Below are 15189 nucleotides of genomic sequence, written 5' to 3'. Positions count from 1 at the left end.
CGGTGAGCGGCTCGACCGGCGGGGCGGCCGGGGGCCGCTCGCCGCGCGGTTCGCGCGCGGCGAGCGGCGGCGCCTCCTCCAGGACCACATGGGCGTTGGTGCCGCTGACGCCGAACGAGGACACCGCGGCGCGCCGCGGGCGGCCGTTCCCCGGCCACTGCCGGGCCTCGGTGAGGAGTTCGACGGCGCCCTCGGTCCAGTCGATGTGCGGGGAGGGGGTGTCGGCGTGCAGGGTGCGGGGCAGCACCCCGTGCCGCATCGCCATCACCATCTTGATCACACCGGCGACTCCGGCGGCGGCCTGGGTGTGCCCCAGGTTGGACTTGACCGATCCCAGCCACAGCGGTTCGCCGTCCGCACGCTCCTGGCCGTACGTGGCCATCAGGGCCTGGGCCTCGATCGGGTCGCCGAGGGTGGTGCCGGTGCCGTGGCCCTCGACCGCGTCGATGTCGGCTGGGGTGAGGCCCGCGGCGGCCACGGCCTGCCGGATCACCCGTTGCTGGGCGGGGCCGTTGGGCGCGGACAGGCCGTTGGAGGCGCCGTCCTGGTTGACGGCGGAGCCGCGCATCACGGCGAGCACGGGGTGTCCGGCGCGGCGTGCGTCCGACAGCCGTTCCAGCAGCAGCAGCCCCGCGCCCTCGCCCCAGCCGGTGCCGTCGGCGGAGGCGCCGTACGCCTTGCAGCGGCCGTCGGCGGCGAGTCCGCGCTGCAGGCTCATCCCGATGAACGTCTCCGGGGTGGCCATCACGGTGACGCCACCGGCCAGCGCGAGGGTGCACTCGCCCTGCCGCAGCGCCTGCGCCGCCCAGTGCATCGCCACCAGGGAGGAGGAGCAGGCGGTGTCGATGGTGACCGCCGGGCCCTGGAGGCCGAGGGTGTACGCGATGCGGCCGGAGGCGACGCTGCCGAGGCCGCCGCCCGCGGTGAAGCCCGCGAGGTCTTCGGGGACGGAGCCCGACGGCGGAGCCCAGTCGTGGTACATGACCCCGGCGAACACACCGGTGGCGCTGCCCTTCAGGGACAGCGGGTCGATGCCGCCGCGCTCCAGGGTCTCCCACGCGGTTTCCAGCAGCAGGCGGTGCTGCGGGTCCATCGCCTGGGCCTCCTTCGGGCTGATGCCGAAGAAGGCGGGGTCGAAGTCGGCGGCGTCGTAGAGGAAGCCGCCCTCGCGGGTGGCGGTGGTGCCGTGTCTGCCGGGCTCGGGGTGGTAGATCTCCTCGAGGTTCCAGCCCCGGTCCTCGGGGAAGCCGGCGATCGCGTCGGTGCCGTCGGCGACCAGCCGCCACAGCTCCTCGGGGGAGGTGACGCCGCCGGGGTAGCGGCAGGCCATCGCCACGATCGCGATGGGCTCCTCGGCCGGGGCCCGCACGGCGGTCCGCGCCGGGGCGGCGGTGGAGGTGGTGGCGCCGCGCACCTTGTCGAGCACGTGGTCGGCCAGGGCGCTCGGGGTCGGGTGGTCGAAGATCAGGGTGGAGGTGAGCCGGAGCCCGGTGGCCTCGCCGAGCGCGTTGCGCAGTTCGACGGCGGCCAGGGAGTCGAAGCCCAGCTCGGTGAAGGCGCGGCGGGGGTCGATGGCGGTGCCGCTGTCGTGGCCGAGGACGACGGCGATCTGCGCGCGCACCAGGTCCAGGACGATCCGGGCCCGTTCGGCGTCCGGTTTCCCGGCCAGCCGGTCGGCCAGCGCCCCGCCCGGGGCGCTGGTGGCCGTGGCGGCGGTGGCGCGGCGGGCGGGGGTACGGACCAGGCCGCGCAGCATCGGCGGGATGCCGTCGGGGCGGGCCCGCAGCGCGGGGACGTCGAGGCGCAGCGGCACCAGGGCGGGTGCGCCGGTGGTGAGGGCCTGGTCGAAGAGGGCGAGGTTCTCCTCGGAGGCGAGGGCGGGCAGCCCGGACCGCGCGGCGCGGCGGAGGGTCACCTCGTCCAGGCGGGCGCCCATGCCCGCGTCGCCCGCCCACAGGTTCCACGCCAGGGATGTGGCGGTGAGGCCGTGGGCGGCCCGGTGCTCGGCGAGCGCGTCGAGGAAGGCGTTGGCGGCGGCGTAGTTGCCCTGCCCGGCGGACTCCAGGGTCCCGGCTGCGGAGGAGAACAGCACGAACGCGGCCAGCGGACGGTCCCGGGTCAGCTCGTGCAGGTGCCAGGCGCCGTCCGCCTTGCCGTGGAAGACGGTACGGACCTGCTCGGGGGTGAGCGATCCGGCCAGCCCGTCGTCGATGACTCCGGCGGCGTGGACGACGGCCGTCAGCGGATGCTCGTCGGGGACGGCCTCCAGCAGCGCCGCCAGGGCGGCGCGGTCGGCCACATCACAGGCGGCCACGGTCGCCTGAGCGCCCGATCCGGCCAGTTCGGCGACGAGTTCGGCGGCGCCGGGGCCGTCCGGGCCGCGCCGGCCGGTGAGCAGCAGGCGCTTCACCCCGTACCGGCGGACGAGATGGCGGGCGACCAGGCCGCCGAGCCCCCCGGTGCCGCCGGTGATCAGCACCGTGCCGTCCGGGTCCCACGCGGCGCGCGGCGGGGCGTCCGGCAAAGGGGTGCGCACCAGGCGCGGTACGAGCACCGAGCCGTCGCGCAGGGCGAGTTGGGGTTCGCCGGTGGCCAGGGCGGCGCGCAGTTCGGTCTCGGGCACCTCGCGGTCGGTGCCGAGCAGGACGAACCGGCCGGGGTTCTCGGCCTGGGCGGAGCGCACCAGCGCCCACAGGGGCGCGAGGGTCAGGTCGCCCCGCGCCTCGCGGGTGACGATGGCCAGCCGGGTGTCGTCTCGCAGCGCGTTCTCGATGAGCCTCAGGCCGTACAGCGTGGCTTCCCGCGCGGCCTCGGCGGGGGTGCCGGGGAAGGTGGCGGGCACGTACGCGAGCTGGAATTCCCCGGCCGTGGCGTCCGGCTGCGGCGGGGCCTGGGCCTCGGTCCATTCGACGCGCAGCAGTGCCCCGTCCCGTGCCCCGGACAGCACCCCGTTCAGCGGCACGGGCCGCTGGACGAGGGAGCGTACGGTGGCGACCGGCACCCCGGTGGTGTCGGCCAGCTCGACCGCGACCTCGTCCGCGGCGGTCCGGCGCAGATGGGCGCGTACGGCGGTGGCGCCGGCGGCGTGCAGTTCGAGGCCGAGCCAGGCGAACGGGAGCCGCACCTGGCCGTCGTCCTCCGGCCCTTCGGCGGCGTGCAGGCTGGCGTCGAGCAGCGCCGGATGCAGCCCGAACCGTTCGGCGCCCGGTTCGTCGAGGGCGACCTCGGCGAACACCTCGTCCCCGCGGCGCCACGCGGCGCGCACGCCCTGGAACGCGGGCCCGTAGCCGTACCCTTGCGCGGCCTGGCGCTCGTAGAGGCCGTCGACGTCGATGGGCTCCGCGCCGTCCGGTGGCCACTGGGCGAACGCGGCCCCGTCGGCGGCCGCGCCCTCGCCGTGTTCGGCCAGCACGCCGCTGGCGTGCCGGGTCCAGTTCTCCTCGCTGCGCGCGGGGCGGGAGTAGATCTCGACGGTGCGCCGGCCCGCCGCGTCGGGCGCGCCGACGGCGACCTGGACCTCCACCGCCGCCTCCCCGGTCAGCGACAGCGGCGTCTCCAGGGTGAGTTCCTCCACCACGCCGCAGCCCGCCTCGTCCCCGGCCCGCACGGCCAGCTCGACCAGGGCGGTGCCGGGCACGAGGACGACGCCGGCGATGACGTGGTCGGCCAGCCACGGCTGCGACCGGGTGGACAGCAGGCCCGTCAGGACCAGCCCGTCGACGCCCGCGAGGCTGACGGCGGTGTCCAGCAGCGGATGCCCGATGGTGCCCGGGCCGCTTCCGGCGTCCAGCCAGTACCGCTTGCGCTGGAACGCGTAGGTGGGCAGCGCGGTCCGGCGGGCGCCGCGGCCCGCGAAGAAGCGGTCCCAGTCGACGGCCACGCCGTGCGCGTGCGCCGTGCCGAGCGCGGTGACGGCCTGCCGTTCCTCGTCGTGCCCGTCGCGCAGCAGCGCGGCGAACGCGGTGTCGGGGCCGCCGTCGGCGAGGCAGTCGCGCCCCATCGCCGACAGCACGGCGTCGGGGCCCAGTTCCAGATAGGCGGTGACGCCGTGGGCCTCCAGCCGGTGCATGGCGTCGGCGAACCGCACCGGCTCGCGGACGTGGCGCACCCAGTAGCCGGCGTCGAATACGGTGCCGGCCTCCCCGGTCAGCGCGGACACCAGGGGGATGCGGGGCGGCGCGTACGTGAGGGTTTCGGCGACCCGGCGGAAGCCGTCGAGCATCGGGTCCATCAGCGGCGAGTGGAAGGCGTGCGAGACGCGCAGCCGTCGCGTCTTGCGGCCCTGTTCGGCGAAGCGGGCGGCGACGGCCAGCACGGCGTCGGCCTCACCGGACAGCACCACGGCGGCCGGGCCGTTGACGGCGGCGAGGCCGACCCGGTCGGTCAGGTACGGGGCGACCTCCCCCTCCTCGGCCTGGACGGCCACCATGGCGCCGCCGACGGGCAGTTCGTCCATCAGCGTGCCGCGCGCGCCGACCAGCAGGGCCGCGTCGGCCAGGGTCATGACCCCGGCGGCGTGCGCGGCGGCGATCTCGCCGATGGAGTGCCCGGCGACCAGGCCGGGGGTGACGCCCCACGACTCCAGCAGCCGGAACAGGGCGGTCTCGACGGCGAAGAGCGCCGCCTGCGCGTACCGGGTCCGGTGGAGGAGTTCGGTCCGCGGCGAGCCGGGCTCGGCGAACAGCACCTCGCCCAGCGGCTCGTCGAGGTGGAGGTCGAGGTGGTCGGCGGCCTCCTGGAGGGCCCGCGCGAACACCGGGAAGGCCCGGGCCAGTTCGCGTCCCATGCCGACCCGCTGACTGCCCTGGCCGGTGAACAGGAACGCGGTCCGGCCCGTCGCCCGCGTCGTCCCGGTGAGCAGCCCGGGCGCGGTCTCGCCCTCGGCGAGGGCGGTCAGGGCGCGGCGCAGCTGGTCGCGGTCGGTGGCGACGACCGTGGCGCGGTGGCGCAGCGCGGCGCGCGTGGTGGCGGCCGAGTAGGCGATGTCCAGCGGCGACGCGTCGTCCAGGGCCGTCAGGAGCCGGGCGGCCTGGCCGCGCAGGGCGTCCTCGCCCTGGGCGGACAGGACGACGGGGACGGGGCGGCCGGCCGCGGGGGCCTCGGGGGTTTCCGGAGCTTCCGGGGCTTCCGGGGCGGGGGCGGGCGGTTCTTCGATGATGACGTGGGCGTTGGTGCCGCTCGCGCCGAACGAGGAGATCCCGGCCCGGCGCGGGGTGTCCGTGGCCTCCCACGGGACGGGCTCGGTGAGGAGCCGGACGGTGCCGCCGGACCAGTCGACGTGCGGGGTCGGGGCGTCCACGTGCAGGGTGCGGGGCAGCGTGCGGTTGCGCATCGCCTGGACCATCTTGATGACCCCGGCGGCGCCCGCCGCCGCGCCGGTGTGCCCGATGTTGGACTTCACCGACCCCAGCCAGAGGGGCTTGCCGGGTGCGCGCCCGCCTCCGTAGGTGGCCACCAGGGCCTGGCCTTCGATGGGGTCGCCGAGGGTGGTGCCGGTGCCGTGCGCCTCGACCGCGTCGACCTCGCCGGGGGTGAGGCCCGCGTCGGCGAGCGCCTGGCGGATGACGCGCGCTTGCGCGAGGCCGTTGGGCGCGGCGAGGCCGTTGCTCGCGCCGTCCTGGTTGATGGCGGTGCCGCGGATCACGGCCAGCACCGGGTGTCCGTCGCGCAGCGCGTCGGTGAGGCGGGCCAGGACGAACACGCCCGCGCCCTCGGCGAAGGAGGTGCCGTCCGCCGCCGCGGCGAACGCCTTGATCCGCCCGTCCGGGGCCAGGCCGCGCTGGCGGCTGAACGTGGTGAACGTACCGGGGCTGGAGATGACGGTGACACCGCCCGCCAGCGCCAGCCCGCACTCCCCGCGCTGGAGGGACCGTACGGCCAGGTGGAGGGCGGTGAGCGAGCCGGAGCACGCGGTGTCGACGGTGAGCGTGGGCCCTTCGAGGCCGAGCGTGTAGGCGACGCGCCCTGACACGACGCTGGGCAGGCTGCCGCCCAGGACATAGCCGTCGAGGCCGTCCGGCGCCTCGTGGGTACGTGGCCCGTACTCGTGCGGCTCGACGCCGATGAACACGCCCGACGGGGTGCCGCGCAACCGGCCCGGGTCGATGCCGGCGCGCTCCAGCGCCTCCCAGGTGGTCTCCAGCAGCAGCCGCTGCTGGGGGTCCATGGCCAGCGCCTCTTTGGGGTTGATCTGGAAGAAGTCGGCGTCGAAGTCGGCGGCGTCCGGCAGGAATCCGCCGCGCCGCACATAGCTGGTGCCGGTGGCGGAGGGGTCGGGGTCGTAGAGGCGGTCCAGGTCCCAGCCCCGGTCGGCGGGGAAGTCGGTGAGCACATGGGTGCCGTCGGCCAGGATCCGCCACAGGTCCTCGGGCGAGGTCACCCCGCCGGGGTAGCGGCAGCCGATTCCGACGATGGCGATCGGCTCGTCGGACGCCACGGGCGCGGCGGTGGTGGCGGGCTCGTGGTGGTCTTCCGGCTCGGCGGTGCCGTGCACCACGTCCACCAGGTGGCGGGCGAGGGCGGCCGGTGTCGGGTGGTCGAAGCCGATGGTGACGGGCAGCTCCACCCCCAGTTCGGCGGTGAGCCGCCGGTGCAGCTGGACCAGGCCGAGCGAGTCCAGGCCCTCCGCCAGGAACGGGCGGTCGGCCGCCACGTCGGTGGGTCCGTCCCCGTAGGTGTCGGGGTCGGCGGCCCGCAGCACGGCAGCGGCCTGCGCCAGCACCAGTTCCAGCATCGCGGCCTGTGACTGCTCGGTCATGTGCATACTCCGCAACGAAGAAGAGGCATGGAGGCGATCGGGGTGGTCAGGGGCGCTCAGGCCGCCGCGAGGGCGGCCAGGGCAGTGCGGTCGACCTTGCCGTTGACGGTCAGCGGGAACTCGTCCACCACGTGCAGGCCCTGCGGGATCATGTACGCGGGCAGCGCGGCGCGGCAGAACGCGATGACCTCCTTGGCGTCCGGCGCGGGGTCGCCGGGGGCGCGGGTGACGAACGCGTGCAGCACCGGGTCGCCGTCGTCGCGCGGCAGGAGCATCGCGACCGCTCCGGTGACGCCGGTGAACTCGCCGATGCGGCGCTCCACCTCGCCCAGTTCGACGCGGTTGCCGCGGATCTGCACCTGGGAGTCGGCGCGGCCGTGGAAGTACAGCTCGCCGTCCGCTCCCATGGTGGCCAGGTCGCCGGTCTTGAACACCCGCTGCCCCGACCTGGGGTCGAGCGGGTCGGGTACGACGACGGCGCGGGTGGCCTCCGGGTCGTTCCAGTAGCCGGAGAACAGCGACGGGCTGCGGAGATAGATCTCGCCGAGCACCCCGGGCTCGTCCACGGGGCGGCCGTCGGGCCCGATGAGCATCATCTCCGCGCCCGCGACCGCGTGGCCGATCGACAGGCGTTCGGTGCCGGGCGGCAGCGGGTTGGGCACCTCGGTGATGGACGCGGCCATCGTCTCGGTGGCCCCGTAGCCGTTGGTGAACCGCACCTTCGGCAACAGCTCCTGGAGGGCGCGCAGTTCCTCCAGGGGGAAGTCCTCCCCGGAGAACGCGATGCGCCGCAGCACGCCCTGCTCGCCCAGCTCGGCCAGCAGGCCGGGCTCGTGCCGCAGCACCGGACGCCACGCCGACGGAACGGCGTCGACCTGCGTCGTGCCGGTGTCGCGCAGGAACGACAGGAAGCGGCGCGGCCAGTTGAGCCGGTCGCGCGGTACGGGCACCAGCGCGGCGCCGTGGCTGAGGGCGAACCCGATGTCGAACAGCGCGAAGTCGAACTGCAGCGGCGCGGTGCCCGCCACCCGGTCCTCGGCCGTGATCAGCTCCGCGGCCTCCGCGCCCCGCAGGAACGCGATGACACCGCGGTGGCTCATGACGACGCCCTTGGGCCGTCCGGTCGTGCCCGAGGTGAACGTGATGTACGCGGTGTCGACGGGGGTGACCACGCGGCGGCGGCGCACGCGCGGCGCGGGCGGCCGCTCCACGGTGAGGCCGTCCGCGCCGAACCGGGCCGTGCCGACCGTCTCGGGAATGCCGGTGCGCCCGCCGCGCACGGACTGGAGGTACAGCGCGGGCCGGGCGCTGTCGATGATCGTCAGGAGCCGTTCGTCCGGGGTCTCGGGGCTGGCCGGGATGAACGGCAGGCCGAGGGTGGCGCAGGCGAGGAGGGCGGCGATGGCGTCGGCGTCGGTGTCGGACTCCAGGATGACGCGGTCGCCGACGTCGAGACCGAGCGCGTCGAGCGCCTCGGCGCAGCGGTCGGTGCGGCGCCGCAGTTCGCCGTAGGTGACCGTCTCCAGACCGCCGTCCGCCGCGGCCTGGATCACGGCGGGCCGGTCGGGGTCCTTCTGGGCGGCGGCCAGCAGATATGTCCGCAGGTTGTCCACCGATGCGTGCGCCCGGGCTGGACGCGCTCCATTCCGGCTCATGCGCCACCCTCCGATTCGGGCCTTCCCCACAAATGCCAGGCTGTTTCTAACAGGGTCCTTTTACGGCCCACAAGAACTCTCGCCCGCCCACCCCTGAACTAGGGGGCGTTAGGGGTTATGCCGCTACCAGGGGCCAACAAGACTGGCGGAAACAATAAGATCGAAGTGCGCGGGATCGAACTGCCGGGCTTTCAGAATGCACACGCGACGAGCGTGACAAAAGGGAGAGCGAGAATATGTCGGCGATTGTCTTTCCTGGAATCGGCCCGACGCGGTTCGCCGACTCGGGCCGGTTCCTGGCGGTCCATCCGGTGGCCCGCCGACTCGTCGCCGAGGCGGACGCGGTCCTGGGCTATTCGCTGCTCGACCGGTACCGGGAGGCGGAGGCGCGCGGCGACCAGGGGGCGTTCCCCGAACCGGCCCGGATCGCGTTCCTGGTCTCCTGTCTGGCGCTGGCCGAATGGACGGTCGCCGAGCACGAGCTGGCGCCGGTGGCGTGCGCCGGGGCCAGCTTCGGCGGCACGGCGGCGGCGGTGTTCGCCGGGGCGCTGCCGTTCGCGGAGGCCGTGGCGATGACGGCGGCGTGGGGCCGCCTGGTGGACGCGTACTTCGCGCGCGAGCACCGCGACCTCGTCGCCCAGTCCTTCGCCCGCGTACCCGTAGGCCGGCTGGAGGAGATCCGGGCCGAGCTGGACGCCCTCGGCGAGTGGAACGAGGTGGCCTGCCACGTCGACCACGACTTCCACATGCTCTCGGTGCGCGAGGAGATGGTGGACTGGCTGCAGCGACGACTCAAGGCGGTGGGCGGCCTGCCGCTGTACGTCATGCGGCCGCCGATGCACTCCGCCGTGTTCGGCGCGCTGCGGGAGGAGGTCGAGGCGGAGGTCGCCGCGACCGTCCCGTTCCGCGACCCCCGGATCCCCGTGGTGTCCGACCACGACGGCTCGCTGGTGCGGTCGGCCGCGGGGGTGCGGACGCTGCTGCTGGACGCGGTGACCCGCACGGTGCGCTGGCCCTCCGTCGTCGACACGCTCAAGGGGCTGGGCGTCGAGCGGGTGCACGTCACCGGGCAGGACGGGCTGTGGGGCCGGGTGGACGTGATGACCGAGGCGTTCGAGGTGGTGGCGGTGCGGCCGGAGACGGCCATGCGACCGCGCCGGCGCAGCACGATCGCATGAGCGGACGGGAGCCGGGTCAGCGCATGGCCGCCAGGGTTTTCCACAGCGTGGCGGGGGTGGCGAAGTTGTCGTCGTTGAGCGCGTCGTCGACGAAACGGACGCCGTACATGTCCTCCAGCGAGGACAGCAGCGCCACCATTCCCATGGAATCGAGGCCGAAGTCACGCAGGCTCAGGTCTGCGGTGAGTTCGTCCTGCGTCTCCAGCAAAGGAAGGTGTTTGCGGAGCAGTTGCCCGAAAGACTCGTCCCACATGCGCGCTCCCCTGTTTTCTGCTGGCCTTTACTGATATCCGGCTGCCGAATAGCCGGCGTCGCGGCCAACGTAAGCCCTGCATCCGTTGAGTCGGCACCCCTATCCACCCCTTTTCTCTCCCCGGAGGAAGGACAATGATCGAGACACCCGCCCCCGGACACGGTCTGCACGAACGGTTTCTGCGCGGTCTGGCGCTGTCGCCCCGCCGGGTCGCGATCCGCGTGGACGACGAGACCCTGACGTACGAGGCGATGCACGAGCTGGCGCTGTGCCGGGCCGGGGCCCTGCTGGCCCGGGCCCCACAGGGATCGCGGGGGCCGCGGCGGCCGCACAGGGTCGCCATCCTGGCGGACAAGAGCCTCATCGCGTACGTGGGGATGCTGGCGGCGCTGTACTCGGGCGCCACCATCGTGCCGCTCAATCCGCGGTTCCCCGCCGAACGCACCCGTCGCATGCTCACCGCGGCGGAGGTGTCGACGGTGATCGCCGATCCGATCGGCCGGGCCGCGCTCGCCGAAACCGAACTGGACCTGCCCGTCCTGGACGAGGCCGCCGCCACTGCCCCGCTGGACGCGCCGGTGGCCGTGGCGCCGTCCGACATCGCGTACGTCCTGTTCACCTCTGGGTCGACGGGCCGCCCCAAGGGCGTGCCGATGACGCACGGCGCCAACGACCACTACTTCACCCTGCTGGACCGGCGCTACGACTTCGGGCCCGCCGATGTGTTCTGCCAGAACGTGGGGCTCAACTTCGACTGCGCGATGTTCGAGCTGTTCTGCGCCTGGGGCCGCGGCGCCCCGGTGCACGCCATTCCCCCCGCGGCCCACCGGGACCTGCCCGCGTTCCTCGCCGAGCGGCGCATGACCGTGTGGTTCTCCACCCCGAGCGGCACGTCGTTCATCCGGCGGATGGGCGGGCTGACCCCGGGGGCGATGCCCACGCTGCGGTGGAGCTTCTTCGCGGGCGAGGCGCTGCTGTGCGAGGACGCCGCGGCCTGGCAGGCCGCCGCGCCGAACTCGCGGATCGAGAATCTCTACGGGCCGACCGAGCTGACCGTCACCATCACCGGGCACCGCTGGTCGCCGCGGACCTCACCGCAACGGGCGGTGAACGGCGTCGTCCCGATCGGCACGGTGCATCCCGGCCATGACCATCTGCTGCTCGACGGGGACACCGAGTCGGCGGTCGAGGGCGAACTGTGCGTCACCGGGCCGCAGATGACACCGGGCTACCTGGACGCCGCGGACAACGAGGGCCGGTTCCTGGAGCGCGACGGCCGCCGCTGGTACCGGACGGGCGACCGGGTGCGGCGGCTGGACGACGGCGAGCTGGTCTACCTCGGCCGCCTGGACACCCAGGTGCAGATCCAGGGCTTCCGGGTCGAACTGGCCGAGGTGGACCACGTCGTACGGCGGTGTGCGGGCGTGACGAACGCCGCCACCGTGACCCGCCCGGCGCCGGGCGGCGGGCTGGAACTCGTCCTCTATTACACCGGCGACCGCGTGCACCCGGTGACGCTGCGCCGCGAGCTGGCGGCGCACCTGCCCGAGCCCATGGTGCCCAAGGTGTTCCGGCATGTGGCGGAGTTCCCGCTGAACGCCAACCACAAGGTCGACCGGGGACGGCTGGCCCGCGAGGCGGCCGCGATGTCGGACGGCCCGTCCTGAGCCGGGGCTCAGACGGCCATCCCCGGCCCGAAGCGCCGGGCATCCTCCACGACCGTGCGCAGCGCCTCGGCGAGCGACTCGCCCGTCGAGGCGTGCTCGGGGTCGATGACCCACTGCATCATCACACCGCCGAGCAGCGCGTGGTAGAACTGCCCGACCGCGACCCGGGTGTGCGGGGGCAACTCCTCGCCGCCGAGGAGGAGTTCCACCAGACCCTTCTGGGCCTGCTGCTGCGCCTCGACGATGAAGCCGCGGACCTCGGGCACATGCTCGATCTGGGAGATCGCGTCGACCTGGGCGGCCCACACCGGGCGATGCCGATCGAACAGCTCGATCACCCGTGTCCAGGCCCGCTCGAACCGCCCGATCGGATCGTCGGGCAGATCCGCCACATCGGCCAGGGCCCGCTTCAGCTCCGCGGCCCACTCCTCCAACGCCTCCATGAGCGCGGCGTTGAGCAGGGCCTCCTTGGTGCCGTAGTGGTAGCCGATCGAGGCCAGGTTGGCGCCGGACGCCTCGACGATGTCCCGCGCGGTGGTGCGGGCGTAGCCCTTCTCGTACAGGCAGCGCTTCGCCCCGACCAGCAGGTCCTCCCGGTGTCCCATGCGCCGAAGTCTAACCACCGCGCCTGAGATTCGTCTTGGACAAGCGTCCTAGACAGATTACTTATACAAATCTATAGTCCCGCCCATGAGTGAGCCCTTAAGCGATTCCGTGAGCCCCGGGCGGGCGAGCCGGAAGGACTGGATCGGCCTTGCCGTCCTGGTCATTCCGGTCGTGCTGATGTCGATGGACATGACCGTCCTGTACTTCGCGCTGCCGTTCCTCAGCGCGTCCCTGGAACCGAGTGCCACGCAGCAGCTGTGGATCGTGGACATCTACGCGTTCATGCTCGCCGGGCTGCTCATCACCATGGGCACCCTCGGCGACCACATCGGCCGCCGGCTGCTGCTCATGCTCGGCGCCGTGGTGTTCGGCGGGGCGTCGCTGGCCGCCGCCTACGCGGGCAGCGCCGAACTGCTGATCGCCGCACGCGCCGTCCTGGGCATCGCCGGGGCCGTGCTCGCGCCGTCCACCCTCGCGCTGATCCGCAACATCTTCCACGACCCCACCGAGCGCCGCACCGCCATCGCGATCTGGACCGCCGGGCTCTCCGGCGGCGCCGCGCTGGGCCCGATCGTGTCGGGGCTGCTGCTGGAGAAGTTCTGGTGGGGCTCGGTTTTCCTGATCAACATCCCGGTCATGGCCCTGATCCTGCTGCTGGGCCCGCTGCTGCTGCCGGAGTACCGCGCCCCGCGGCCCGGCCGCTTCGACCTCCTGGGCGCCGCGCTGTCCCTGGGCACCGTGCTCCCGGTCATCTACGGCATCAAGGAACTCGCCAACGACGGCTTCGCCTGGAAGTACGCGGCCAGCACGGCCGCCGGGGTCGTCGTCGGCGTGCTGTTCTACCTCCGCCAGCGCTCGGCCGCCAACCCGCTGATCGACCTGAGCCTGTTCCGCGACCGGGGGTTCAGCGCGTCCATCGGCGTCAACCTGGTGGCGCTGTTCGCGATGGTCGGCTTCCTGCTGTTCTCCACCCAGTGGATCCAGCTGGTCTACGGACTGAGCCCGCTGGAGGCCGGGTTGTGGACGCTGCCCGCGCCGGTGGCGGTGGCGGTGACGACATCCATCGCCGCCGTGCTGGCCAAGTCGATCCGCCCCGGCTACATCATCGGCGTCGGCATGGTCGTCTCCACGGCCGGATTCGTCATCATGACGCAGCTGCGCGCCGATTCGAGCCTGGCGGTCGCGGTGATCGGCGCCACGGTGATCTCGGCCGGGGTCGGCATGGCGATCCCCCTGACCGCCGACCTGATCGTCTCCGCCGCGCCACCGGAGCGCGTGGGCGCTGCCTCGGCGCTGCCGGAGACCAGCAACCAGCTCGGCGGGGCGCTCGGGGTGGCCATCCTGGGCAGCATCGGTTCCGCCGTCTACACCCGCGATGTCTCCGACGCGACGGCCGGTCTTCCGCACCAGGCCGCCGACGCCGCGCAGGGTTCGCTCGGCGGCGCCGCGGAGGTGGCCAAGCATCTGCCCGACCGGGCGAGCGAACCGCTCCTCCAGGTCGCCGGGGAGGCGTTCACCCGCGGTATGAACGTCAGCGCCGTGGTCGCCGGGGCCGTCATGCTGGTGGGCGCCGCGGGCGCCGCGCTGCTCATGCGGCACGTCACGACTCCCGCCGGTGCGCCTGCGGCGGCCGCCCCTTCGGCGGCCGAGCCCGCACCCGCCCCCAGCCCGGAATGAGGCTCCGAGGATTCCCCGCGCTCCACGGAAAGGGTCCCCGCGCGACGGTCGCGCGGGGACCCTTATGGCGCGGGGACCCTTTCGGCAGCAGTGCGCCGCCCGGTCAGCGGCCGAGGGTCACGGGGAGCGTGGTGTATCCGGTCAGGCCCATGACGGCGCGGCGCTCGGGCGTCCCGGCCTGCTCGATCTTCGCGAAGGTGTCGATGAGCTTCGGGAAGAGTTCGGCACCCTCGATGCGCGCGAGGCTGCCGCCGAAGCAGTAGTGGGCCCCGGCGCTGAAGCTCAGGTGGGGGCCGTTGTCGCGGGTCAGGTCCAGGCGGTGCGGGTCGGGGAACCGGCGCGGGTCGCGGTTGGCGGCGGCGAGCAGGGTCAGGACGAGCACCCCCTCGGGGATCTCGGCACCGGCGATGCTGACCGGCCGGGTGGTGACCCGGCTCGCCGCGGTGGTGTGGGTGGTGTGGCGCAGCAACTCCTCCACGGCGGACGGCGTGATGCTCTTGTCCGCGCGCCAGCGGTTCAGCTCGTCGGGGTGGTCGAGGAGGGCGAGCACCCCGCTGGCGACGAGGTTGGTGGTGGCCGCGAAGCCCGCGGTGAACAGGAACAGGATGAGCGCCATCAGCTCGTCCTCGTCCAGGCGGCCGTTGGTGGCCTCCTGGACGAGCGAGGACATCAGGTCCTCGCGCGGCGCGGCGCGGCGATTCTTGATCACCTCACGGAAGTACCCGGCGAGTTCCTCGGCGGAGGCGTCGGCACGCACCAGGTCTTCGTCCGTGTAGAGGCCGGAGAAGACGTGTGACCAGTCGTCGGCCAGCTTCCACAGGTGTTTGCCGTCCTCGTACGGAAGGCCGAGCATGTCGCTGATGACCGCGACCGGGAAGGGCACCGCCAGCAGGTCCACGAGGTCGACCGGCTCGCCGCCGTCGGACCGCTCGATCAGGCCGTCGATGAGTCCGGCGGTCAGCCGCTCCACCGCGGGCTGCATCGTCTTGATCTTGTTGGGCGTGAAGACGCGGGCGGCCAGGCCGCGGATGCGGCCGTGGTCGGGCTGGTTGAGGGTGACCATCGAGTTCAGGTACATGCGCAGGGAGAGGTGGTCGGCCCAGTCCTCGCGCATCTGCGTGGCGGCGCGGGCGCCGCTCTGGACGTCGGGCAGCCGCAGGAACTCGGTGACCTCCTCGTACCCGGACATCACCCACACGCCGAGCGCGGAGGCGTTGTGGACCCGGTTCACCGACTGCAGCGTCTCGTAGAGGGGGAAGGGGTCGGCGGGGAAGGGCGGCGAGATCAGCGCGATCAACGCTTCGTCGGCCTGCTGGGCAGTCGGGGTCGTTTCGGTGGTCATGTGGGGTCGCTCTCCTCGGTGTGGTGCCGTGGTGTGGTGCTCGGGTGTGGTGCC

General features: G+C 73.5%; 8 protein-coding genes. 3 read left to right on the top strand and 5 right to left on the bottom strand.

All coding sequences use genetic code 11. The annotated features are described in order from the left end of the window. Together ABZ562_RS01840 and ABZ562_RS01835 are read right to left on the bottom strand one after the other, a co-directional pair. On the bottom strand, positions 1–6757 hold a 6757-nt coding region (locus ABZ562_RS01840), incomplete at its 3' end, for an SDR family NAD(P)-dependent oxidoreductase (RefSeq protein WP_361472514.1). Between the two features lie 56 nt (positions 6758–6813). Next, a complete protein-coding gene (locus tag ABZ562_RS01835) occupies positions 6814–8412 on the bottom strand; it encodes an AMP-binding protein (protein ID WP_361472511.1) in 1599 nt (532 codons plus the stop codon). A gap of 236 nt (positions 8413–8648) precedes the next feature. Here ABZ562_RS01835 and ABZ562_RS01830 point away from each other — a divergent pair, with 236 nt between their 5' ends. Next, positions 8649–9590: an ACP S-malonyltransferase gene (locus tag ABZ562_RS01830; protein WP_361472508.1), complete on the top strand. Its 942-nt coding sequence runs from the start codon at positions 8649–8651 to the stop codon at positions 9588–9590. A 16-nt stretch (positions 9591–9606) separates the two neighbouring features. Here ABZ562_RS01830 and ABZ562_RS01825 read toward each other — a convergent pair whose 3' ends face one another. Next, on the bottom strand, positions 9607–9843 hold the full coding sequence (locus tag ABZ562_RS01825) for an acyl carrier protein (RefSeq protein WP_055558082.1): 237 nt from the start codon (positions 9841–9843) through the stop codon (positions 9607–9609). A 134-nt stretch (positions 9844–9977) separates the two neighbouring features. On the opposite strand from ABZ562_RS01825, the gene ABZ562_RS01820 reads away from it, so the two are divergent. Then, a complete protein-coding gene (locus ABZ562_RS01820) occupies positions 9978–11510 on the top strand; it encodes an AMP-binding protein (protein ID WP_361472505.1) in 1533 nt (510 codons plus the stop codon). Between the two features lie 8 nt (positions 11511–11518). Here the strand turns inward: ABZ562_RS01820 and ABZ562_RS01815 are convergent, their stop codons facing one another. Further along, the gene (locus ABZ562_RS01815; RefSeq protein ID WP_361472502.1) at positions 11519–12115 is read right to left on the bottom strand and encodes a TetR/AcrR family transcriptional regulator; all 597 of its coding nucleotides are present in this window, start codon (positions 12113–12115) and stop codon (positions 11519–11521) included. A gap of 85 nt (positions 12116–12200) precedes the next feature. Here ABZ562_RS01815 and ABZ562_RS01810 point away from each other — a divergent pair, with 85 nt between their 5' ends. Further along, the gene (locus tag ABZ562_RS01810) at positions 12201–13793 is read left to right on the top strand and encodes an MFS transporter (RefSeq protein ID WP_361472499.1); all 1593 of its coding nucleotides are present in this window, start codon (positions 12201–12203) and stop codon (positions 13791–13793) included. A gap of 103 nt (positions 13794–13896) precedes the next feature. On the opposite strand, the gene ABZ562_RS01805 is transcribed toward ABZ562_RS01810, so the two are convergent. Beyond that, positions 13897–15135 (bottom strand): cytochrome P450, encoded by a 1239-nt coding sequence (locus tag ABZ562_RS01805; protein WP_361472496.1) that lies wholly within the window; start codon positions 15133–15135, stop codon positions 13897–13899. Positions 15136–15189 lie beyond the last annotated feature (54 nt).

The sequence above is a fragment of the Streptomyces sp. NPDC019937 genome (assembly GCF_040631655.1).
Classification (GTDB): domain Bacteria; phylum Actinomycetota; class Actinomycetes; order Streptomycetales; family Streptomycetaceae; genus Streptomyces.
Note: the sequence above shows the minus strand (reverse complement) of the source record. Positions and strands in the feature narration are given on the sequence as shown.

Bases quoted from the DNA above. Each gene is read 5' to 3' on its own strand.
- ABZ562_RS01835 (WP_361472511.1), bottom strand. From the start codon at position 8,412: ATGAGCCGGAATGGAGCGCGTCCAGCCCGGGCGCACGCATCGGTGGAC.
- ABZ562_RS01830 (WP_361472508.1), top strand. From the start codon at position 8,649: ATGTCGGCGATTGTCTTTCCTGGAATCGGCCCGACGCGGTTCGCCGAC.
- ABZ562_RS01825 (WP_055558082.1), bottom strand. From the start codon at position 9,843: ATGTGGGACGAGTCTTTCGGGCAACTGCTCCGCAAACACCTTCCTTTG.
- ABZ562_RS01820 (WP_361472505.1), top strand. From the start codon at position 9,978: ATGATCGAGACACCCGCCCCCGGACACGGTCTGCACGAACGGTTTCTG.
- ABZ562_RS01815 (WP_361472502.1), bottom strand. From the start codon at position 12,115: ATGGGACACCGGGAGGACCTGCTGGTCGGGGCGAAGCGCTGCCTGTAC.
- ABZ562_RS01810 (WP_361472499.1), top strand. From the start codon at position 12,201: ATGAGTGAGCCCTTAAGCGATTCCGTGAGCCCCGGGCGGGCGAGCCGG.
- ABZ562_RS01805 (WP_361472496.1), bottom strand. From the start codon at position 15,135: ATGACCACCGAAACGACCCCGACTGCCCAGCAGGCCGACGAAGCGTTG.